The following is a 21,440-nucleotide window of genomic DNA, read 5'->3' on the forward strand; positions in this document are numbered from 1 at the left end:
ATCGAGAAGCACGGGCCATCGGGGCGTACCTAGCCTGCTCGACATGGACATCTCACCCACACCAGGGACCTGCGGGAAGCCTGCGCTCACCGAGGCGCGGGGCCCGGCCGACGTGGCGCGGCTGCGGCGCGTCCGCGACCTGATCGACCGGACGTACGCCGCGCCGCTGGACGTGCTGGCACTCGCCCGCGGGGCGGACATGGCCCCCGGCTGCCTCAGCCGGCAGTTCCGGACCGTCTACGGGCGTTCCCCGTACGCCTATCTGACAGCGCGTCGCGTGGACCGCGCGACGCTGCTGCTGCGGGGCGGCCTCGGCGTCGGCGCCGTCGGCGCGGCGGTCGGCTGCGCGACGCCGGGGATATTCACCACCCGCTTCACCGAGCACATCGGCCTGACGCCGGAGCACTTCCGCCGCCTCGCGGAGGACGCGGCCACCACCGCGGACCCGGCCGTCGGCGCGGCGGTGGCGCCCGGCGTCGAGGGGCTGCCGGCCTGCCTGGCGCAGCAGGTCGCGAGAGCGGTCAGGAATCGAGAAGCCCCGGGACCTGCCCGGCCCCTAACGTGAAGTTCATGGAAACCACCGCTGACACCAAGCCCGCCACCTCGCTCTCCTCCGTCACCCTCGAGGTGGCCGATGTCGAGGCGGCCCGCCGCTTCTACGCCGCCTTCGGTGTGGACACGCACATCCGGCTGCGGGCCCGCGAGGCCCAGGACACCGGATTCCGTGGCTTCACCCTGGCGCTGACCGTGTCCGGTCCCGCCACCGTCGACGGCTTCGTCGCCGCCGCGGTGGACGCCGGAGCCACGGTGCTGAAGCCGGCCGCCAAGTCGCTGTGGGGGTACGGCGGCGTCGTCCGGGCGCCGGACGGGACGATCTGGAAGATCGCCACCTCGTCCAAGAAGGACACCGGCCCGGCCACCCGCGAGATCGACGAGTTCGTCCTGCTGCTCGGTGTGCGGGACGTGAAGGCCACCAAGCAGTTCTACGTGGACCGGGGCCTGGCCGTGGGCAAGAGCTTCGGCGGGAAGTACGCCGAGTTCCTGCCCGGTGAGTCCTCGGCCGTCAAGCTGGCCCTGTACAAGCGCCGCGCCCTCGCCAAGGACCTCGGTGTCCCGGACGAGGCCGCCGGCTCCCACCGGATCGTCCTCGGCAGCACGGCCGGTGCCTTCACCGACCTGGACGGCTTCGCCTGGGAGCCCACCGCCTCCGCCGGCCACGCCTGACCCGCACACCCTCCCCGCTCTGTCCCGTACGAAAGGAACCCCTGCCATGCCGACGTCGAAGTCCTCGGAGAACTACAGCGGATTCACCGCCGAGGAGCGGGCCGCGATGAAGGACCACGCGCGCGAGGAGAAGAAGGCGGCTTCGCGGCGCGGCGCGTCCAGGGCCGAGAAGGAGGCGGCGGCGGAGCAGGACGTCCTCGCGAAGATCGCCGAGATGCAGGACGCCGACCGCACCCTCGCCGAGCGCATCCACAAGATCATCAGGGAGACGGCTCCGGAGCTGGCGCCGAAGCTCTGGTACGGCATGCCCGCATACGCCAGGGACGGCAAGGTCGTCTGTCACTTCCAGAGCGCGGAGAAGTTCAAGTCGAGGTACGCGACGCTGGGCTTCAGCGACCAGGCCGCACTGGACGACGGCGCGATGTGGCCGGCCGCGTACGCCCTGACCGAGCTGACCGCCGCCGCCGAGGAGCAGATCACCGCGCTCGTCCGGAAGGCGGCGGGCTGAGCTTCCCGCACTCCCCCGCGGTCGGTCCCTGCCGCCGGATCACGGCCGATCCGGCGGCAGGGGCCGGCCTCGGTGTGAGACTTGCGCCATGGACATGGGGCGTGAGTCTCGGTGGGAGAAGGACGCGATGACGGTGGAGATCGTCTTCGCTCTGGTGACGGCCGCCGTGCTGGGGGCAGCGGTCTTCGCGGCGGCCTTCGCCCTCGCCCTGGCGTTCGACTTCACCGGCCCGGCGCGGGAACACGCACTGACCGCAGGTGCGCTGCTCGGAGCGGCGGCGGGCGTGCGGCGCGTGGTACGGGTGCTGCGCCGGTTCGACGCCCGGCGCCGCAAGGGCCACTGACCCGCGCGGCTTACGCCCCGGCCTGCAGACGCAGGCCGGCCAGGGTCAGGTCCAGCGCGGAGCGGAACTGATCCACGTCGTCATGGCCGTCGAACTCGTCGACGATCTCGTGAACGAAGGGGTAGTCCTCCGGATCGAGCTCCCGCCAGGCCGTGGCGAACCGGCCGAGGTATTCCTCTCGGCCCACGGCGCCGTCGAGAATCTCCTCCGGCGGCTCCTGGCCCATGTCGACGGCGGAGCCGACGACGACGCCGACGACCGCGGAAACGGCGTGGAACCGCTGGCGCGCGTCGAGTTTCAGGCGGAGTGTCTGCCGGCCCAGCTTCTCGTACAGGCGCAGGGAATTGCTCTGCACATCGGTGTTGCGCATGAAGTACGCGCCGAGCCAGGGCCTCTCCGCGACCGCGTCGAACAGCGTCACGGCCATCGCGCGCAGGTCGTCGATGGGGTCATCGCCCCCCGGAAGCCTCTCGATCTCGGCGAGCACCGTGCCCATCACGTGGTCGGTGGCGCGGTCGAGCAGTTCGTCCTTGCTCGCGACATACCAGTAGATGCTGGCGACGCCGCCGCCCAGGCGCTGGGCGAGCGCGCGGAACGTCAGAGCGGGCGCGCCCGCCTCGTCCAGCAGGGCCACCGCCTCGGTCAGCACGGACTCCATCGAGTGCGAGGCCCGGCGGCGTCCCCCCTCGGACCGGCGCCGCTGCTGTGCCATGGCTTCTCCCTCTCGCTCTTTGCATCTCATCGAACGCTGTTCTATCGTAGCGCATCGTACGGCGTTCGATAGCCGAACGGCGTTCGATCGAAAGGACCGCGCCATGACTACCGCCCCACCCGGAAACGGGTCCCGCTCCTATCCCTCGCTGCGCGCGGCGTGGATACCCCTGGCCGCCCTGTGTCTGGCCTTCTTCGTCGAGATGGTCGACAACACCCTCCTGTCGATCGCCCTGCCCACGATCGGCCGCGACCTGGGCAGCGGCACGACCGCGTTGCAGTGGGTCACCGGTGCGTACTCGCTGACGTTCGGCGGCCTTCTGCTGACCGCTGGATCGATGGCGGACCGGCTCGGCCGCCGACGGGTGCTGCTCATCGGGCTCACCGTGTTCGGGGCGCTCAGCCTGTGTGTCGCCCTCGTCTCCACCGCGGGCGAGCTGATCGCCCTGCGCGCCGCGCTCGGCGTGGCCGCCGCCGCGATGGCTCCGATCACGAACTCCCTGGTCTTCCGCCTGTTCGACGACAAGGCCCTGCGGATGCGCGCGATGACCGTCATGATCATCGTGGGCATGTCGGGCTTCGTCCTCGGCCCGCTGCTCGGCGGTACGGCGCTGGCGCATGTGCGGTGGGAGTGGCTGCTGCTCGTCAACGCCCCGATCGCGCTGATCGCGTGCGTCGGCGTCCGGCTCGGCGTACCGGCCGACCGTCCCGAGGACCTGACCAAGGACAGGCTCGACGTGCCGGGCGCGCTGCTGAGCGTCGCCGCCATCGGGCTCGCCTGCTACTCGCTGACCAGCGGTGTCGAGCACGGCTGGCTCTCCGGGATCACCCTCGCGTCGATCGTCGGCGCGGTCGCGGCCGCTTACGCCTTCGTCCGGCACGAGCGGCGCAGCGCGGCGCCCATGCTGGATCTCCGGGTCTTCTCGAACGGCACGGTACGCGGGGCCGCCCTCGCGCAGATCGGGACCTCCATCGCGATGGCCAGTGTGATGTTCGGGCTGATCCTGCACTTCCAGTACGCGTACGGATGGAGCCCGGTCCGGGCCGGTCTGGCCAACCTGCCCATCATCGTGACGATGCTCATGGCCACCCCGCTGTCCGAGTGGCTCGCCCGGCGCTTCGGCCACCGCATCGCCTGCCTGGTGGGCGCGGCCTGCCTGGCGGGCTCGCTCGCCGGTCTCGCCTGGGGCGTCGAACACGGGTACGCCGTCATCGCGGCGTGCATGGTGCTCATGACCGTGGGGCTGCGCACCGTGATGACGATCTGCGCGGTGGCCCTCGTGGACGCGATGCCCGAGAACCGCACCTCGATCGCCGCCGCCCTGAACGACACCGCCCAGGAGGTCGGGTCCAGCGTCGGCACCGCCGTGGTCGGCACGCTGATCGCCGCGCTGGTCACCACCTCGCTCCCGGCCGGGGTGTGGAGCGGCGATCTCGTCGCGTCCTTCTTCCACGGCGAACGGATCACCTACGCGCTGCTCGCCGTCGTCGTCGGCCTGGTCGCGGCAGGCGGCGCGCTGAGCCTCACCGACTCCCGCAGCGTCGAGGAACACCCCGTCGAGGAACCCGCCTGATGGCCGCTCCGGCAGCCGAGCCCGTCGGTCCCGGGCTCAGCTGCCGGGCGGCAGCAGGTTCCTGGTCAGGTCGAAGGCGGAGGTTGCGGTGGCGAGGAGGGCGTTGATCCGGCCGAGCACCCGGTTGGCTCGGTCGGTGTCCTGCGCTCCGGCCGCATCCGACAGGTCCTCCGCGTACTCCCGCGCCCTGACCGCCTCCTCGGGCGTGGCGCCCTCCGAGTCCGCCCGGAGGGCGGTCGCGAGCTGGTGGTACGAGATGCCGGACAGGTCGGCGCTACTGTCCCGCCCGCTGCTCTGGGCGACGCCGTGGGGGCTGTTGACGTTGACAGCCGCGAAGCCGCCCTCGGAGGCCGTTATATGCATCGATTCATCACTGCTCCCTGTCCACATGAAGTGTTTCCGGTACTCGCGCCAGCCCTTGCGGGTGAGGGCGTACGAGCCGAACCTCCAGCCCTCGACGCGCAGGAGTTTGTGCTTGACGGGTTCCGCGAGGACGAGCAGGGCGTCGGCGCGGTTCCAGTTCCGCTCGGCGAAGTAGGGCCCCAGGCTTACCCGTGCGCCCAGGCTCGGCGACCTGCGGCAGATCTCCTGGAATGCCTGCTTCTGATAGAGGTCCAGCCTGTCCGTGCTGATGGACAGGGCGGGGAGCTTTCGCCTGTGAACGGCTGTCCGGAGCTTCAGGAACAGCCAGTACAGGACCGCGGCGCACACCAGCAGGAGGAGAGGATCCACCCGGGCTCCTGATTCTCTCATGCCATCAAGGGCCTTGATTTTACGTTGAGTTGCCGCTTTCCGGAATGCCGAAGCCTGCCACCGGAGCACGCTCGCCGCGGAAGGGCGTGCTACCGAGGTCTGACGGCCGGGTTGGCTCCCCGGTATGACGCGGCCGGCGCGGCCGTGTCCCTACCGTTCGGTCATCGCACCGAAACGGAGAAGGGACTTCCCATGACGTTCGCACCCGACGCCCTCCCCGCACGCCGTCGTCCGGTTCCGCGGCGGGCGGCCCTGCTGCTGGTCCACGCGCTGCTGGCCCTGCCCGTCACCGTTCTGGCAGTGGCACTGGCCGTCACCGGCAACGCGTCCGGCGCCGGCCGGCTTCAGCGACGCCTAGCGGCCCTCGGCGGTCCGGCCGCGCCCCCGGCCCCCGCGCCCGCACCGGACCGCTTTGGCACCGTCGTCGGCCGGGCCTTGCGCGGCCTCCCGGCGAACGCCCTCGCTTTCGCGCTGGCCGCCCCCTCCATGGTCCTTCTCCTCACCCGCGGCCTGCTGTATCCGCTGGCGACGGCGGGCGAGGACCCCACCCACGCCTGGGGCGGCCCCACCGCGGCGGGCGCCTGGGCAGCCCACTTCGCGATCGCCCTGGCCATGGTCACGGTGGTGGCGGCACTCCTCGCCGCCACCCGCCGCCCGCACCGGTGGTAGCCGGACGGAGCCGCGCGTCCACCCCCGGCACCGCGGCCGCCGGGCACCGGCCCGTCGCCGTGGGCCGTTGTCCCGCCGGCGATGAGTTCGCGGGGCGGCGGCGGTCACCACTGGGACACCACGCGATCGTGAAGGGACAGTCCGATGACCAGTCTCATGGTGGACTTCATCATCTCGCTCGACGGCTACGCGTCCGCGGAGGGCTGGCCCGGGTTCTGGGGGATGGAGGGCCCCGAGTACCTCGCCTGGATCGACAGTGAGGGCGAGAAGCGTCACGTCGGTCTGATGGGTGCCGCCACCTACCGGCTGATGTCCGGGTTCGCCGCCCAGGCCCCCGACGACCCCGGTTTCGCCGAGCTGAACGCCCTGCCCAAGGTCGTGTTCTCCTCCACCCTGGAACCCCCTCTCGTCTGGAAGAACACCGAGCTCGTCACGGGCGACGCCGTCGAGGCCGTGCGGGAGATGAAGAAGAGCGAGACGCGCCCGCTGCGTACGCTCGGCAGCCTCAGCCTGTGCAGGGCACTGCTCGCGGCCGGTCTCGTCGACCGCTTCCGCGTCGTCGTCTTCCCGGTCATCACCGGCGCCACCGGGCGGGAACGGATCTTCGACGCGTACCCCGACGTCCGTCTCGACCTGGTCAAGAGCCGCACCTTCGACGGGCGGCTCCAGCTGCTGGAGTACGCCCCCACCGTCCTGGACGCACCGCCCGGCGAGACCGGTGGGCAGGACGCCGGTGGTCCCGGTCAGGTGTCCTGAGGCCGCACCGGAGCAATGGTGTCCGCGTCGACGGTGAACGTCTCCCCGCCGCCCGGCACGCCGACTCCGTGCCAGGTGAACGGAATGCCGCGCGCGGTCTCCAGGTCGGGTCCGTCCATCAGCTGGAAGTGCACATGGGGCTCGGTCGAGTTGCCCGAATTGCCGCAGCGGCCGAGCAGGCGGCCGGGCTCGACCTCGTCGCCCGGCCGGACGCGCAGGGAGCCCTGCTGCACGTGCCCGTACAGGGCGTACGTTCCGCCGCCCAGATCGAGGACGAGGTGGTTGCCCACGACGCGACGGCTGCCACCGATGGTCCTGCACGCCCCCTCGACCAGCCAGAAGTACAGGACCCCGGCGAGCGAGCTGCGGCTCAGGTGGTCGCGCTGGCCGTCCTCCGCGTGCACGACGGTCGCGCCGGCGGCCGCGTACAAGGGGGCGCCGAAGGCGGGATAGTCCCGGTTGCGCCGGGCGACGGGCCAGAACCAGACGGGGGTGGGACGCGCGGGGCCGCCCGCCGGCTCGGCCACGATGTCGATGGCGTAGGTCTGCGCCAGGCCGTGCGTTCCGTGGCTCGGGACCCTGTCGGCCGGGCTGTTGACCGCGGACCAGCGGCCGGTGACCGGGGGTGCCACCGCGATGGGCGACGGGGGCCGGTTCCTGACCCGGTGGCGGGCGGAGCGGGCCGTCACCAGCCCGATTCCCAACGCACCGAGCGCCGGGAGCCAGCTCAGCCAGTAGTCGTACGGCAGCTTCGCGAAGAGCCCGACGGCAACCTGGGCCAGGAAGATCACCCACAGCGCGTACTGAACCTTCGCGGCGATCCTTCGCCGGTCCGCGGACATGCCTTCCCCCTTGCACGTAGGACGTAATGGGCGTACGTAGTCGGTGTATGCCATCGGTCAGGTGGCGGGACGCGCGGCGGTGAGCACCACGAGGAGCGGCACGACCCGCCCCGGCGGTATCTCGTAGCGGCCGCGCTCCGGGGAGTGCAGCCAGCCCGCACCCGTCAGCTGACGCAGATGGTGGTAGACCTGGCCGGTCGTCCCGACGCCGTCGAGCGCGGCCAGTTCGGCCGCGGTGCGCAGGCCGCCCAGGACCTCACGCAGCAGCCTCAGCCGCACGGGATGGCCGAGCGCGGCAAAGGACGCGGCCGCCTCCGGCCAGTCGTCGTCCAGCACCGTCTCGGTCGGCAGCCCGTACTGCCATTCGTAGCGGTGCCCGGTCGGTACGCGCACCGCACCCGTGAACAGCACGGCGCCACCCGCCTCCTCCGTCACCGGGTGCCGCGCCTTCAGCGCGTCGAGCGCCCAGAAGTCGGCCTCCGCGACGGGGGGCGCGGCGGGGGCCGCCTCCACCAGCTCGGCGAGACGTCGTTCGAGCGCGGTGACACGCGCTTCCAGATCCATGGAACGAGATTACGTAATTACGGAATTGCACGCAAGAGTGCGGGCGACATGTCCGGAGTTCTCCTGGTAGAGGCGAGCGCTGCAGGAGCAGCCCACCACCTCGCGCCCCCGTGCCACGCTCTGCGAGTTGCCGCGCGCGTACCGTTACCCGCACCATGGGATAATCGTCCGGGTCGGCTCGTACGGCCTCACCGCCAGGGACGGGATGGGTACGGCTTATGGCCAGGTACTTCGAGAACGGCGCCGGTGAACTCGTGGCCGACGCGTTGTCCGGCTTCGCCCGTGCGTACGCGGAGCTGGTGCGGTACGACGCGGCGGAGGGTTTCGTCACCGCCCGGCACACCGCGTCCACGCGGCGGGTGGGGCTGCTGTCGGGGGGCGGGTCCGGGCACGAGCCGCTGCACGCGGGGTTCGTGGGGGCGGGCATGCTCGACGCCGCCTGCCCGGGGAGGGTGTTCGCCTCGCCGCACAACCGGCAGATCTTCCGGGCCTCACGCGCGGTGGCGGGATCCGGGGGCGTGCTGCACATCGTGAAGAACTACACCGGCGACCGCATCAACTTCGGCATCGCGGCCGAGCGCCTCGCCGACGCGGGGATCGCCTGCGCGCGGGTCCTCGTGGACGACGACCTCGCCACCGACTCGGAGGACATCGCCGCCGGACGGCGCGGCACGGGCGCCACGGTGCTGCTGGAGAAGGTCCTGGGCGCCGCCGCCGACACGGGGATGGGGCTCGACGAGCTGGTGGAGCTGGGCACGGGCCTCGCGGGCCGGTGCCGGACGCTCGCCGTCGCCTCGGCCGCGCACCACGCGCCCGCCACCGGCGAGCCCGCTTTCCAACTGCCGCCCGGCGAACTGGAGTACGGCGTCGGGATCCACGGGGAGCGCGCCGCCCGCACCCGGGAACAGGGTCCCCTGGGCGCGTTGGTGGAGGAGATGACGGGGGCGCTGCTCGACGCGTTGCGGCCCGGGCCCGAGGAGTCCGTCGTCGCTCTCGTCAACGGGCTGGGCTCGGTCACCTCGCTCGAACTCTACGCGGTGTTCGGCGAGTTGGGGCGGGTGCTCGATGCCGCAGGGGTGCGGCTCGCGCGCCATCTGGTGGGCGAATACGTGACGGCGCTGGACATGCGGGGGTTCTCCCTCACGCTGATGGTCGCCGACCGGGCCGCTCTGGACTTCTACGACGCACCCGTGCACACCCCGGCACTGCGGTGGTGACCGGCCGCCCCCTGCGGGACGGACGTACGAAGAGGAGGGCCCATGACGAGCGACGCTCTGGACGGCACACGCACCCGTGAGTGGGCGGGGCGCTTCGCGGAATCGGTCCACGCGACGGAGGCCGAGTTGACGGAGCTGGACCAGCAGGCGGGCGACGGCGACTTCGGCGCCAATCTCACCGCCGGGGTCCGGGCCGCCGGACCGCTGCTCGACCGGCTGGCGGCGTCAGCGGGCCCCGGTGAGCACCTCGGCGCCCTGGCCACCGCCTTCCTGGACGAGGTCGGCGGGACCAGCGGTCCGCTGTTCGGCCTGCTGTTCCAGGCGTTGGGCCGGGCCGCCGGGTCCGGACCGGAGCTGACAACGGGCGCGCTCGCCGAGGGCGCCGCCGAGGGTCTGGCCGCCATCCGCCGCGTCGGGGACGCGGCGCCCGGTGACAAGACGCTGGTCGACGCGTTGGCCCCGGCCGCCGACGCCCTGCGGGCGGCCGGGGACGCGCCACCCGCCGACGCCCTGGCCGCCGCCGCGGACGAGGCGTGGCGGGGGGTGCGGGAGACCGCCTCCCAGGCGGCCCGCATGGGGCGGGCCAGCTACCTGGGCGAGCGGGCCACCGGCGTCCCGGACCCGGGGGCCGTGGGCATGGCGCTGTTCTTCGCCTCCGCGGCCGGCACGGTGCGCACGCTGGCGCCCCACCTCGCCGGTGACCAGCCCGCCCGCCCGTCGGACGGCTGACCGGCCGCCGGTCAGGGGCCGAGGCGGCTGCGGGCCCAGCTGAGCAGTTCCGGGTCGGCCAGGCTGGTGACCCACAGGTCGGCCTGCTCGCCGTCGGGGTCCGGCGGGCGCGTCCCGATGCCGATCACGCGGAGGCCCGCCCGGCGCGCCGACTCCATGCCGGTCAGCGAGTCCTCCACGGCCATGGCCTCCTCGGGCGGTACGCCGCAGAGGCGGGCGGCCACCCGGTAGACGTCCGGCTCGGGCTTGGGCCGCACCTCCTCGCCGGCGACCACGACATGCTGGAAGCAGCCGAGGAGCCCGGCCCGGTCGAGGCACGACTCCACCGTGGCCCGGGGGCAGTTGCTCGCCACCGCGAGGGGGCGGTGGCGGGCGGCCAGCCGGACCAGCGAGGCGGCGCCGGGCATGGTGACCGGGTCCTCCTCGACCAGCGCCGTGAAGGTGCTGAGGAGGGTGTCCGCGAGTTCGCCCGCCAGATCCGGTTTGCCGGTTTCCCGGGCCATCAGGGCGCCGCAATCGGTGTAGTGCACGCCCTTCGCCCGGTCGGCGAACCCGCCGGGCGGGGTGAGTCCGAAGAGCCGGAAGGTGAGGGTGCGGGCTTCCTGCCAGTGCCTTTCCGTATCCATCAGGGTGCCGTCGCAGTCGAAGACGAGGGCGGAGGGGGACCAGGAAAGGATGCGATGAGCTGTCATGTAACCGCCGTTCTCGGAGGCTGCGCCGACCGGTGAGGTACGAAGGCGCAGACATGTGCCGGATGGCACGCCTGTGAAAGGAAGGAATCGGACGCGGGCGCCGCTTCGTGTGCGCGGCGGCCAGGTCGATTCCGCTGGGCGCGCCGCGGCGGACGTGCGACCCCGAGGGTCAGGCCGTCCGAAACATCATGACCATTACGTTATTTCCGCGACCCCGAATTCCGCAATCACCAATTCGAGTGCACCGGAACATATGAAGAATTACCGGCCGACTGCGCCGCCCGGGCGATGAATAATAGGATCGTCGCGCGATGCGACTGCGCCCCTCACCAAGGGACGTGACGGGCTTTCACGTCGTTGGCGCTAGCACGTATGAGCGAAGGTGGAACAAGTGCAGGACAGGGCGCGCGCAACCCGAAAAGTGCTGCTGGAATCGGCGGCACATCTATTCGTAGAACGGGGATATGCGGGCACGAGCGTCAATGACATAAGTGACCACTCGGGAAAGACCAGCGGCGCGATCTACTTCCATTACTCCAGCAAGGAAAAGCTCGCGCTTGCCGTCGTCCGCGAGCAGTTCGCCACCTGGCCGCAGCTCGCCGCCACGTACGCCGCGCCCGGCATCCCCCCGCTGGAGAAGCTGGTCGCGCTCAGCTTCCACGTCGCCCAGACCCTCAGCGAGGACGTCGTGGCGCGGGCCGGCGCGCGGCTGTGGGCGGAGCGCCGCACCATCGGGGCGCCCGTGCCGACACCGTTCGGCGCCTGGGCGCTGGCCTGCGCCCGGCTCCTCATCCAGGCCCGGACCCGGGGTGAACTCGCGGACGGGGTCGAGCCGTCGGCGGCGGCCGTGGCGCTGGTGTGCGGGTTCTACGGGCACTGCACCCTGACCGACGAGATGCCGGGCAGGTGGAGTTGGACGGAGCGGCTGGAGGAGTGGTGGCGGATGGCCCTCACCTCGCTCCAGTCGGAGCCCGATCCGGTGGGACTGCTCACCCGGGCCCGCGCCCGGATCCCCGCACAGGCGGACGCCTCGCGGGGCGGTCGTGCGGCCGTCCCGCTCCCTCCCCGGTGACGGGCATCACAGGCTCCGGCACCTTGACGCTCTCCTTCCAAACCGGTTTGGTTGTCCTCGTCCGAGCAGTCAAACCGGTTTGAAGGCGCTCGCCTTCGACCCGCCGGCAGGAAAGTCCAGGCACATGGCACGCAAGCCCACCATCGCGGATGTCGCCCGGCGGGCCGGTGTTTCACGCGCCACGGTCTCCTTCGCCCTGAACGACCGGCCCGGTGTCGCCGAGGAGACGAAGCAGCGGATCCTGGAGGCGAGCCGGGAGCTCGGCTGGACCCCCAGCCGTCAGGCCAGGGCCCTCTCCCTCGGCAAGGCCGGCGCCTTCGGGCTCGTCCTCGCCCGGGACGCGGAGCAGGTCGGTGCCGATCCGTTCTTCCCGGCGTTCATCGCCGGGGTCGAGGCCGTGATCGGGCAGCGCGGCGACGGGCTCATGATCCATGTGACCTCGCCGGAGAACGAGCAGGGCGTCTACCGGCGCCTCGCGTCGGAGCAGCAGGTGGACGGCGTCCTCCTCACCGACCTGCGCCGCGACGATCCGCGTCCCGCGCTGCTGCGGGAGCTCGGTCTGCCGGCCGTCGTGGTCGGCCAGCCCGAGTGGGGCGACGGCCTGACGGCGGTGAGTCTGGACGACGAGCCGGCGTACACGGCCGCCGTCCGCCACCTCGCGGAGCTGGGCCACCGGCGCATCGCCCATGTCGAGGGGCCGCAGGAGTTGCTCCACGCCCATCGGCGCCGGACCGCGTGGGAGCAGACGCTGCGCGCGCTCGGGCTGCCCGAAGCCCCTGTGCTGCCGGGCGGATTCACGCCCGAGGGCGGCGCGCTGGCGACCAGGCAGCTGCTGGCCTCGGCCGAGCCGCCGACCGCGATCGTCTACGGCAACGACCTCGCCGCGATGGCCGGGCTCTCGGTCGCCCAGGAGCTGGGTGTCCGGGTGCCCGACCAGCTGTCACTGGTCGGCTACGACGACGCTCCCCTGACGCGCTACAGCTTCCCGCCGCTCGCCTCCGCGCGGGCGGACGCCCGGGGCTGGGGCGAGGCGGCGGCCCGCGCCCTCGACGCGGTCGTCGCCGAGGGGGCCGCCGACCACGTGCGGCTGGCACCGGCGCAGTTCGTGCCCCGTGCGTCGATGGGGCCGGCGCCCCGCCGGTGACGTAACGGGCCATCAACCGGTCGTGCTCGCGCCGACCGGGCATTCCGTGCGGCGACGAGGCCGCACGTGAACAGTTCGGAGATCAATCATGCTGAGGAGAACGGCGTACGCGCTGCTCGTGCTCGCTCTCGCGGGCACGGCGACGGCCTGCGGCCGGTCGGCTCCCGATCCGGCCACCGCCGCAACGGCGCGCGGCCCGATCACGGTCTGGCTTTCCAACAACGCGCAGGAGGTGCAGTGGGGCAGGGCGATGGTCGCCGCGTGGAACAAGGCCCATCCCGACCAGCACGTCACCGCGCAGCAGATCCCGGCCGGCAAGACCTCCGAGGAGGCCATCAGCGCCTCGATCATCGCGGGGACGACGGCCTGCCTCGCCTTCAACACCTCACCGGCGGCGGTGCCGACGTTCCAGAAGCAGAACGGCCTCGTCTCCCTCAGCGACTTCCCGGACGGCGAGAAGTACATCGCCGCACGCGGCGGCTCGCTCACCGACCAGTACCGCTCCACCGATGGCGATTTCTACCAGCTGCCGTGGAAGAGCAATCCGGTCATGATCCTCTACAACAAGAAGCTGTTCGCGAAGGCCGGTCTCGATCCCGAGCACCCGGAGCTGGCCACGTACGAGGATTTCCTCGCAACCTCCCGGACGCTCGTGCACAGCGGTGCCGCGAAGGCGGCGATATGGCCCTCGCCGAGCAGTGACTTCTTCCAGCCCTGGTACGACTTCTATCCGGCGTTCGCCGCGCAGAGCGGCGGCAAGCAGCTGATCGAGGACGGGAAACCGCGGTTCGACTCGGCTGCGGGCCGGCAGGTGGCGGCGTTCTGGCGCACGCTGTACGCGGAGAAACTGGCGCCCCAGGAGCAGTATCCGGGCGATTCCCTCAACGACGGCAAGGCCGCCATGGCGACCGTGGGCCCGTGGGCCGTGGCCGCCTACAAGGACAGTGTGGACATCGGTGTGGCCCCGGTCCCGACCGCCGACGGCGGGAGCGGCAAGCACTCCTTCAGCGACGAGAAGTCCGCGGCGATGTTCAGCTCGTGCGAGAACCGCGCCACCGCCTGGGACGTGCTGAAGTTCGCCACCTCCGCCGCACAGGACGGGAAGTTCCTGGCGGCCACCGGCCAGATGCCGATGCGTGAGGACCTCACGAAGAAGTATCCCGGCTACTTCGCCGAGAACCCGACGTACAAGGCGTTCGCCGACCAGGCGCAGCGCGTCGTCGAGGTGCCGAATGTGCCGGGCTCCATCGACATCTGGCAGGCGTTCCGCGACGAGTGGACGAAATCGGTCGTGTTCGGCCGCGAGTCCACGGACGCGGGGCTGCGCAAGGCGTCCTCCGAGATCACCCACCTGTTGAACGAGTACGGGGACCCGTCATGAGCGTGAACCTGGACGCGGCGCCCGGCGCCGTACGCACGAGTGCACCCGCCCCGCGCGGCAAGGCACGGCGTGGTCCTTCGCGGGCCGGCGCGCTGTTCGTGTCGCCGTACGTGCTGTTCGTCGTGGTGGTCTTCGCGGTCCCGCTGGTCTACACGGTGTGGATCTCCTTCCACCGCTTCTACTTCACCGCGCCGGGCACGGACATCGACTCACCGTGGGTGGGTCTGTCGAACTACCGGGACGTCTTCACGGACCCGGTCGTTGGGCAGGCTTTCCTCAACATCCTGATCTTCCTCGTCATCAACGTGCCGCTGACAGTGGGCCTCTCACTGGTGCTGGCGAGCGCGCTGAACGCGAAGATCCGGGGGCGTGCGTTCTTCCGCGCCGCGTTCTACGTGCCGTATGTGACGGCGAGCGTGGCCCTGGTCGCCGTATGGCAGTTCCTGTTCGGCTCGGACGGTTTCGTCAACCACCTGCTCGGCTCGCACGCACCGGACCCGTCGTGGCTGGTCAACTCGCATCTCGCGATGCCGATGATCGCCGTGTTCGTGACCTGGAAGCAGCTCGGCTTCTTCGTGATGCTGTACCTGGCGTCGTTGCAGAACGTCGGCAGGGAACTCTACGAGGCGTCCGCCATGGACGGCGCGGGGAAGATCCGGCAGTTCTTCTCGGTGACGGTGCCGGGCGTACGGCCGGCGACGACGCTCGTCGTGATCTACGCGATCATCACCGGCGCCAACCTGTTCAGCGAGCCGTATCTGCTGACCGGCGGCGGTGGCCCCGACCACGCGTCCACCTCGCCCGTGCTGCTGATGTACCAGAAGGGCATCGAGCAGGGGCACCCCGACTTCGCGGCCGCTCTGGGCGTCGTTCTCGTCGCCTTCGTGATGGTCGTGTCGATCGCCGCCCGCAAGCTCACCGAGAGGGGCGACTGACATGAGCGCCACCACCCCCAGGCCCGCCCGCCGCTTCTCCGCCGGGAGCGCCGTCCGCTACGTGCTGCTGTCGCTGGGCGCCGTCGCCTTCCTGTTCCCCTTCTACTACATGATCGTCGGCTCGCTGCGCGGACAGACCGTCGGTGACCTGTCGGCGGCCGTCCCGTCCGGGCTCACCGGTGACAACTACGCGGCGGTGAACAGCGCGATCTCGCTGGGGCGCTCCCTGCTCAACTCGGGGATCATGACCATCGGGGTGCTGATCTGCACGCTGGTCTTCGGAGTGCTCGCCGGGTACGCGCTGGCGCAGCTGCGCTTCCGGGGCAAGGGGGCGGTCTTCGCGGCCCTCCTGCTCGTCCAGATGATCCCGTTCCAGCTGCTGACGCTGCCGCTGTACGTCCTGGTCGTCCGCGACTACGGGCTCGGCGACAACTACCTGGGCATGATCCTGCCGTTCGCGATCAACTCGACGGCCGTGTTCCTGTTCCGCCAGTTCTTCGCGCAGATGCCGCAGTCCCTCTTCGAGGCGGCCCGCATCGACGGTGCGAGCGAGCTGCGCATCCTGTGGAGGATCGCGCTGCCGATGGCCCGGCCGGCCGTCCTGAGCGCGCTGCTGCTGACGTTCATCGGTCCGTGGAACGAGTTCCTGTGGCCGTTCCTCGTCACCAAGAACGCGGACATGCAGCCGCTGGCCGTCTCGCTCGCGAGCTTCCTCTCCAACCTTCAGGGCACGGTGGCCAACCCGGCCGGTGCCCTGCTGGCCGGCGCCTGTGTGCTGGCCCTCCCCGCGGTGGTCCTGTTCCTCCTGTTCCAGCGCCACTTCACCTCTACAGACATCGATTCCGGAGTAAAGGGCTGAACGCCATGAGCAACACCACCACCCACATCCCGTACCGCATGGTCCGCAAGGGCCTGGTCATGTCCCCGCTGGCCGGTGAGGCGAACGAGGTCGAGGGTGTCCTGAACCCCGCCTCCGGCCGCACCCCGGACGGCACGCTGCACCTGCTGCCGCGGCTGGTCGCCGAGGGCAACGTCTCCCGCGTCGGCCTCGCCGAGGTGACCTTCGACGAGGCGGGCGTGCCGAACGGCGTCGAGCGCCGCGGCACCGTCCTCGCCCCCGACGAGGGCTGGGAGCGCGGCAAGAACAACGCCGGGGTCGAGGACCCGCGCATCACCTGGATCCCGTCGCTCGGCAAGCACGTCATGAGCTACGTGGCCTACGGTCCGCTCGGCCCGAAGCCGGCGCTCGCCGTGTCCGAGAACCTCACCGACTGGACCCGTCTCGGCCCGATCCAGTTCGCCTACCAGCCGGACCTGGACACCGACCTCAACCTCTTCCCGAACAAGGACGTCGTCCACTTCCCCGAGCCGGTCCCGGGGCCGGACGGCGAGCCGGCGTACGCGATGCTGCACCGCCCGATGTGGGACCTCGGCTGGTTCCGCCCGGGTGAGGGCGTCCACCTGCCCGCCGGTGTCACCGACGAGCGCCCCGGCATCTGGATCAGTTACGTGCCGGCCGCCGAGGCCGAGGCCGACATCACCGCGCTGACCCGCCCCCGCGACCACAAGCTGCTGGCGCTGTCCGAGTTCCCGTGGGAGTCCCTGAAGATCGGCGGCGGCCCCGCCCCGATCCGGGTACCCGAGGGCTGGCTGCTCATCCACCACGGCGTGTCGGGCTCCATCGAGGACCCGTGGGCGCAGAACCAGGACGTCTCGTACGCGGCCGGCGCGATGATCCTCGACCCTGCCGACCCGTCCCGCGTCATCGCGCGCTCGGACCAGCCGCTGATGGCGCCGGAGACCGAGGAGGAGCGCTCGGGCACCGTCCCGAACGTCGTCTTCCCGACCGCCGTCGAGGAGATCGACGGCGAGCTGTACGTGTTCTACGGCATGGCCGACGCGCACATCGGCGTGGCCCTCCTGGAGCGCACGGCATGACGGACGGCGCCCTGGGTATCGGCCTGGCCGGCTGCGGCGGGTTCGCGGAGTTCGTGCTGGACGCGATCGCCGGGCTGCCCGGTCTGCGGCTCGCGGCGGTCGCGGATCCCTCGCCCGAACGGGCCGGGCTGCTCGGTGAGCGGCACGGCGTCCCGGCGCTGGGTTCGCTGGACGAGCTGCTGGAGCGGGACGATGTGACGGCGGTCCTGATCGCCACGCCGCCGGCGACCCATGCGGCGATGGCCACGGCCGCGCTGCGCGCGGGGCGCCACGTCTTCTGCGAGAAGCCTCTCGCCACCACGACGGAGGACGCCTCGGCGGTCGTCCACGAGGCGCGCCGCGCCGGGCGGGCCCTCGTCGTGGACCATGTGCTGCGCTACAACCCGCTGCTGCGGGCGGTGGAGCGGCTGACCGGGCGAGGGCTGCTCGCACCGCCGCGCCGGTTCCTGTTCGAGAACGACGCGTCCGACGAGGACCTGGACCCCGGCCACTGGTTCTGGGACCCGGCGCACAGCGGCGGCATCTTCATCGAGCACGGCGTCCACTTCTTCGACGCCGCCCGGGCCCTCCTCGGCACCGATCCGCTGAGTGTGCGGGCCACCGCGGTCGGCCGCCCCGGCGGCCCGGTCGACATGGTCGGCGCCGATGTGGTGCATCCCGGGGGTGCGCTCGCCTCGCACCTCCACTCCTTCACCCACGCCCATCGCGCCGAGCGGCAGCTCATGCGCCTGGACCACGGGTTCGCCGAGTCGCGGATCAGCGGCTGGATCCCCGTACACGCGGAGATCACGGCATGGGTGGACGAGGACGGCGCGCGTGCCTGGGAGGAACTGCCGGGGCTGCGGGACGACCTGCTGGCCGTCGAGGGGTTCCGGCCCGGCGGCGGTGAGCGGATCACCGTGCGCGTGGAGCGGGACGCCGGGTCAGCCGCGCCGGCCCGCGGCCGGGGCGAGGAGCGCACCGTCCCGCACCGGGTGACCGCTGTGCTGGACCTCGGCGGCGAACCGCGCAAGCCGTACGTGTACGCGCAGAGCGTGCGCGCGGCGATGGCCGACCTGGTGCGCTCGGCCCGGACCGGCAGGCCACCGGTGGCCGGCCCCGTGAGCGGTTTCGCGGCGGTCGCCGTCGCCGAGGCGGCCACGGTCGCCGCCGCGACCGGCACCGAGCAGCGTGTCCTGTCCCCCGCCCCCGGCCTCTTCGAAGGGGTGTCCGCATGAGCTGGTGGCAGGACATGGTCTGCTACGAGGTGTACCCCCGGGCCTTCGCCGACTCGGACGGGGACGGGACCGGGGACCTGCCCGGCCTGACCGCGCGCCTGGAGCACATCCGGGACCTGGGCGCGGACGCCGTGTGGTGCACGCCGTTCTATCCGTCCCCGCTGGCCGACGGCGGCTACGACATCTCCGACTACACGGGCGTGGCCCCGGACCTGGGGACGGACGCCGACGCCGGACGGCTGACCGCGCGCGCCCATGAGCTGGGCCTCAAGCTCATCGTGGACCTCGTGCCGAACCACACGTCGGACCGCCACCCGTGGTTCCTGGACGCGCTGGCGGCGGGCCCGGGATCGGCGGAGCGGGAGATGTACCTGTTCCGGGCGGGCCGGGGCGCGGCGGGCGAACTGCCGCCGAACGACTGGCAGTCGGCGTTCGGCGGGCCCGCCTGGACGCGGGTCGCGGACGGCGAGTGGTACTGCCATCTGCACGCACCCGAGCAGCCCGACCTGAACTGGCGCGACCCTAAGGTGCGCGACGCGTTCACGGACGTCCTGCGCCACTGGCTGGACCGGGGTGTGGACGGGTTCCGGGTGGACGTGGCGCACGCCCTGTTCAAGGCGGAGGGCCTGCCGGACGCGGGGCCCGGGCAGCACACCGACCCGCTGCGCAACCACCTGATGCCGTACTACGACCAGGAGGAGCTGCACCCGCTGTACCGCGAGTGGCGGGCGCTGCTCGACACCCATCCGGCGCCGCCGGGGGCGGTGGCGCCGCAGGACCGGGTGATGGTCGCGGAGTCGGCCGTCTTCGACCCGGCACGGCTGGCCCGCTACATCCGGCCCGACGAAATGCACCAGGCGTTCAACTTCGCCTTCCTGGAGGCGGCATGGGAACCTGCCGAGCTGCGCCGCGTCATCGACGACTCGTTCGGTGTCCCGGGCGCGGCCGTCACCTGGCTGCTCTCCAGCCATGACGCGGTGCGTCCGGTCACCCGGTACGGATCCCCGGCCCGGGCCCGCGCGGCCGCGCTGCTGATGCTGGCGCTGCCGGGCTCCGCGTATCTGTACCAGGGCGAGGAGCTGGGCCTGCCCCAGGCCGAGGTTCCCGTCGACCGCGTCCTGGACCCGCTGTGGGAGCGTTCCGGTCGCACCGAGCGCGGGCGCGACGGGGCGCGGGTGCCGCTGCCGTGGTCCGGCGCGCGGGCGCCGTACGGCTTTACCACGGCGGACGCCGGGGCCACCTGGTTGCCGCAGCCCGCGGACTGGGCCGGTCTCACCGTCGCCGCGCAGGAGACGGACCCCGGCTCCACGCTCGCCCTGTACCGGGCGGCGTTGCGGCTGCGCCGCGCCCATCCGGCGCCGGACCCGGCGGCGCCGCCCGTCTGGCTCTCGGAGCCGGGCGCGCCCGTCCTGGCTTTCCGGCGCGGGGAGTTGGTGTGCGCCGTCAACCTGGGCGACGCGCCCGTGCGCACGCCCGGCCGCCCGCTGCTCAGCAGTGGACCGCTCGACGGTGACGCGCTGCCGCCCGACACCGCGGTGTGGTTCCTCGCCCCGCCCTCTTCCCGTACCGCCCGTTCCGCCCGTGGAGACACCGATGACGACGCCCGTGACTGAACCGACGCCCCGGGCCGACCTGTCGGGGCTCGTCAAGGCGTACGACGTACGCGGCGTGGTGCCGGACCAGTGGGACGAGACGACGGCGGAGCTGTTCGGTGCCGCGTTCGTCCGGGTCACCGGTGCGGAGGCCATCGTGACGGGGCACGACATGCGGCCCTCCTCCCCGGGGCTGGCCGCCGCGTTCGCGCGCGGCGCCACGGCGCAGGGTGCCGACGTCACCGGAATCGGCCTGTGCTCGACGGACCAGCTTTACTACGCGTCGGGCTCGCTGGGGCTGGCCGGTGCGATGTTCACCGCCTCGCACAACCCGGCCCGCTACAACGGCATCAAGCTGTGCCGGGCCGGTGCGGAGCCGGTGGGCCAGGACACCGGTCTCGCCGGGATCCGCGCCCTGGTCGAGCGGTGGACGGACCACGGGGCCCCGGCCCCGGCCGCCCGCGCGGGCGCGGTCTCGGGACGCGACACCCTCGCCGGGTACGCCGCGTATCTGCACTCCTTGGTGGACCTGTCCGCGATCCGCCCGCTGAAGGTGGTGGTGGACGCGGGCAACGGCATGGGCGGCCACACGGTGCCGACGGTGCTCGCGGGGCTGCCGCTGACGGTGGTGGAGATGTACTTCGAGCTGGACGGTACGTTTCCGAACCACGAGGCCAATCCGCTGGAGCCGGCCAACATCGTGGACCTCCGGGCACGGGTGCGCGCCGAGGGCGCCGATCTCGGGCTCGCCTTCGACGGCGACGCGGACCGCTGCTTCGTCGTGGACGAGAACGGCGACCCGGTCTCGCCGTCCGCGATCACCGCCCTGGTCGCCTCGCGGGAGCTGGCGCGGCACCCCGGCGCGGCCGTCATCCACAACCTGATCACCTCGCGCGCGGTGCCCGAGGTGATCCGCGAGGCGGGCGGCACACCGGTGCGTACGCGGGTCGGCCACTCGTTCATCAAGGCCGAGATGGCCCGCACCGGCGCCGTTTTCGGCGGCGAGCACTCCGCGCACTACTACTTCCGCGACTTCTGGAACGCGGATACGGGCATGCTGGCCGCGCTCCACGTCCTCGCCGCGCTCGGCGGCCAGGACGGCCCGCTGTCCGCGCTGACCCGTCGCTTCGAGCGGTACGCCGCGTCGGGCGAGATCAACTCCACGGTCACCGACCAGGCCGCCCGTACGGCCGCGGTCCGCGCGGCGTGGGAGTCCCGTCCCGACGCGTCGGCCGACACCCTGGACGGACTCACCGTCAGCGGCGTGGACTGGTGGTTCAACCTCCGCCCGTCCAACACGGAACCGCTGCTGCGGCTCAACGTGGAGGCCCGCACGGAGGAGTTGATGCACCGGGTCCGCGACGAGGTGCTGGCGACGGTGCGCGAGGCCTGACGGACGCCGCCGGGCACAATGCGGCCCATGAGCCTGCACTACGAAGTCGTCTTCACCTGCTTCCTCCGCGAGGACACCCCCGCCCCGGTGCTGGGCGCCCTGGGGGGGGGGGGGGGGGGGGGGGGGGGGGGGGGGGGGGGGGGGGGGGGGGGGGGGGGGGGGGGGGGGGGGGGGGGGGGGGGGGGG

General features: G+C 72.1%; 23 protein-coding genes. 18 read left to right on the forward strand and 5 right to left on the reverse strand.

The features are described 5' to 3' along the window. Window positions 1-43: 43 nt before the first annotated feature. The 4 genes from ACN6LM_RS06845 (at window position 44) to ACN6LM_RS06860 (ending at window position 2,075) form a co-directional block, all read left to right on the forward strand. A complete protein-coding gene (locus ACN6LM_RS06845) occupies window positions 44-565 on the forward strand; it encodes a helix-turn-helix domain-containing protein (protein ID WP_445064355.1) in 522 nt (173 codons plus the stop codon). 5 nt (window positions 566-570) lie between these two features. Further along, complete coding sequence (locus ACN6LM_RS06850; protein WP_445064356.1) at window positions 571-1,224, forward strand: glyoxalase; 654 nt, start codon at window positions 571-573, stop codon at window positions 1,222-1,224. Window positions 1,225-1,270: 46 nt separating this feature from the next. Beyond that, window positions 1,271-1,732: an iron chaperone gene (locus tag ACN6LM_RS06855; protein ID WP_445064357.1), complete on the forward strand. Its 462-nt coding sequence runs from the start codon at window positions 1,271-1,273 to the stop codon at window positions 1,730-1,732. Window positions 1,733-1,820: 88 nt separating this feature from the next. Next, window positions 1,821-2,075 carry a DUF6332 family protein gene (locus ACN6LM_RS06860; protein ID WP_445064358.1) on the forward strand — a complete coding sequence of 85 codons (255 nt, stop codon included), beginning with the start codon at window positions 1,821-1,823 and terminating at the stop codon, window positions 2,073-2,075. Between the two features lie 10 nt (window positions 2,076-2,085). On the opposite strand, the gene ACN6LM_RS06865 is transcribed toward ACN6LM_RS06860, so the two are convergent. Continuing rightward, window positions 2,086-2,733: a TetR/AcrR family transcriptional regulator gene (locus tag ACN6LM_RS06865; protein ID WP_445064380.1), complete on the reverse strand. Its 648-nt coding sequence runs from the start codon at window positions 2,731-2,733 to the stop codon at window positions 2,086-2,088. 157 nt (window positions 2,734-2,890) lie between these two features. On the opposite strand from ACN6LM_RS06865, the gene ACN6LM_RS06870 reads away from it, so the two are divergent. Continuing rightward, window positions 2,891-4,360: an MFS transporter gene (locus tag ACN6LM_RS06870; RefSeq protein WP_445064359.1), complete on the forward strand. Its 1,470-nt coding sequence runs from the start codon at window positions 2,891-2,893 to the stop codon at window positions 4,358-4,360. Window positions 4,361-4,396: 36 nt separating this feature from the next. Here ACN6LM_RS06870 and ACN6LM_RS06875 read toward each other — a convergent pair whose 3' ends face one another. Next, entirely contained in the window at window positions 4,397-5,092 is a 696-nt protein-coding gene (locus tag ACN6LM_RS06875; protein WP_445064360.1) for a hypothetical protein, read from the reverse strand. Window positions 5,093-5,305: 213 nt separating this feature from the next. On the opposite strand from ACN6LM_RS06875, the gene ACN6LM_RS06880 reads away from it, so the two are divergent. Further along, a complete protein-coding gene (locus ACN6LM_RS06880) occupies window positions 5,306-5,782 on the forward strand; it encodes a hypothetical protein (RefSeq protein ID WP_445064361.1) in 477 nt (158 codons plus the stop codon). A 144-nt stretch (window positions 5,783-5,926) separates the two neighbouring features. Continuing rightward, window positions 5,927-6,538 (forward strand): dihydrofolate reductase family protein, encoded by a 612-nt coding sequence (locus ACN6LM_RS06885; RefSeq protein WP_445064362.1) that lies wholly within the window; start codon window positions 5,927-5,929, stop codon window positions 6,536-6,538. Here the strand turns inward: ACN6LM_RS06885 and ACN6LM_RS06890 are convergent. Continuing rightward, complete coding sequence (locus tag ACN6LM_RS06890; RefSeq protein WP_445064363.1) at window positions 6,526-7,380, reverse strand: M23 family metallopeptidase; 855 nt, start codon at window positions 7,378-7,380, stop codon at window positions 6,526-6,528. The two genes, ACN6LM_RS06885 and ACN6LM_RS06890, sit on opposite strands and share 13 nt — an antisense overlap. 57 nt (window positions 7,381-7,437) lie before the next feature. Further along, window positions 7,438-7,944: an ArsR/SmtB family transcription factor gene (locus tag ACN6LM_RS06895; protein WP_445064364.1), complete on the reverse strand. Its 507-nt coding sequence runs from the start codon at window positions 7,942-7,944 to the stop codon at window positions 7,438-7,440. A gap of 218 nt (window positions 7,945-8,162) precedes the next feature. On the opposite strand from ACN6LM_RS06895, the gene ACN6LM_RS06900 reads away from it, so the two are divergent. Together ACN6LM_RS06900 and dhaL are read left to right on the forward strand one after the other, a co-directional pair. After that, window positions 8,163-9,161, forward strand: a complete 999-nt coding sequence (locus ACN6LM_RS06900) for a dihydroxyacetone kinase subunit DhaK (protein WP_445064365.1) — start codon at window positions 8,163-8,165, stop codon at window positions 9,159-9,161. Window positions 9,162-9,203: 42 nt separating this feature from the next. Next, window positions 9,204-9,890 carry a dihydroxyacetone kinase subunit DhaL gene (dhaL, locus tag ACN6LM_RS06905; RefSeq protein ID WP_445064366.1) on the forward strand — a complete coding sequence of 229 codons (687 nt, stop codon included), beginning with the start codon at window positions 9,204-9,206 and terminating at the stop codon, window positions 9,888-9,890. 11 nt (window positions 9,891-9,901) lie between these two features. On the opposite strand, the gene ACN6LM_RS06910 is transcribed toward dhaL, so the two are convergent. Then, window positions 9,902-10,582, reverse strand: coding sequence for an HAD family hydrolase (locus ACN6LM_RS06910; protein ID WP_445064367.1), 681 nt, complete (start codon window positions 10,580-10,582; stop codon window positions 9,902-9,904). A 391-nt stretch (window positions 10,583-10,973) separates the two neighbouring features. Between ACN6LM_RS06910 and ACN6LM_RS06915 the strand changes: the two genes are divergently transcribed. The 9 genes from ACN6LM_RS06915 to ACN6LM_RS06955 all read left to right on the forward strand — a co-directional run bounded on the left by ACN6LM_RS06915 (window position 10,974) and on the right by ACN6LM_RS06955 (window position 21,254). Then, window positions 10,974-11,654, forward strand: coding sequence for a ScbR family autoregulator-binding transcription factor (locus ACN6LM_RS06915; protein ID WP_445064368.1), 681 nt, complete (start codon window positions 10,974-10,976; stop codon window positions 11,652-11,654). A 124-nt stretch (window positions 11,655-11,778) separates the two neighbouring features. Then, window positions 11,779-12,798, forward strand: coding sequence for a LacI family DNA-binding transcriptional regulator (locus ACN6LM_RS06920; RefSeq protein ID WP_445064369.1), 1,020 nt, complete (start codon window positions 11,779-11,781; stop codon window positions 12,796-12,798). A gap of 88 nt (window positions 12,799-12,886) precedes the next feature. Continuing rightward, window positions 12,887-14,179: an extracellular solute-binding protein gene (locus ACN6LM_RS06925; RefSeq protein WP_445064370.1), complete on the forward strand. Its 1,293-nt coding sequence runs from the start codon at window positions 12,887-12,889 to the stop codon at window positions 14,177-14,179. Then, window positions 14,176-15,114: a carbohydrate ABC transporter permease gene (locus ACN6LM_RS06930; protein ID WP_445064371.1), complete on the forward strand. Its 939-nt coding sequence runs from the start codon at window positions 14,176-14,178 to the stop codon at window positions 15,112-15,114. The genes ACN6LM_RS06925 and ACN6LM_RS06930 overlap by 4 nt, the downstream gene beginning before the upstream one ends. Window position 15,115: 1 nt before the next feature. Next, complete coding sequence (locus ACN6LM_RS06935; protein ID WP_445064372.1) at window positions 15,116-15,973, forward strand: carbohydrate ABC transporter permease; 858 nt, start codon at window positions 15,116-15,118, stop codon at window positions 15,971-15,973. A 5-nt stretch (window positions 15,974-15,978) separates the two neighbouring features. Then, window positions 15,979-17,052: a glycoside hydrolase family 130 protein gene (locus tag ACN6LM_RS06940; RefSeq protein ID WP_445064373.1), complete on the forward strand. Its 1,074-nt coding sequence runs from the start codon at window positions 15,979-15,981 to the stop codon at window positions 17,050-17,052. Then, window positions 17,049-18,269 carry a Gfo/Idh/MocA family protein gene (locus tag ACN6LM_RS06945; RefSeq protein WP_445064374.1) on the forward strand — a complete coding sequence of 407 codons (1,221 nt, stop codon included), beginning with the start codon at window positions 17,049-17,051 and terminating at the stop codon, window positions 18,267-18,269. Before ACN6LM_RS06940 ends, ACN6LM_RS06945 begins: the two co-directional genes overlap by 4 nt. Continuing rightward, window positions 18,266-19,882, forward strand: a complete 1,617-nt coding sequence (locus ACN6LM_RS06950) for a glycoside hydrolase family 13 protein (RefSeq protein ID WP_445064375.1) — start codon at window positions 18,266-18,268, stop codon at window positions 19,880-19,882. Before ACN6LM_RS06945 ends, ACN6LM_RS06950 begins: the two co-directional genes overlap by 4 nt. After that, window positions 19,863-21,254, forward strand: a complete 1,392-nt coding sequence (locus ACN6LM_RS06955) for a phosphomannomutase/phosphoglucomutase (RefSeq protein ID WP_445064376.1) — start codon at window positions 19,863-19,865, stop codon at window positions 21,252-21,254. The genes ACN6LM_RS06950 and ACN6LM_RS06955 overlap by 20 nt, the downstream gene beginning before the upstream one ends. The last annotated feature ends 186 nt before the right edge of the window (window positions 21,255-21,440 follow it).

The organism is Streptomyces sp. SAS_281 (assembly GCF_052542855.1).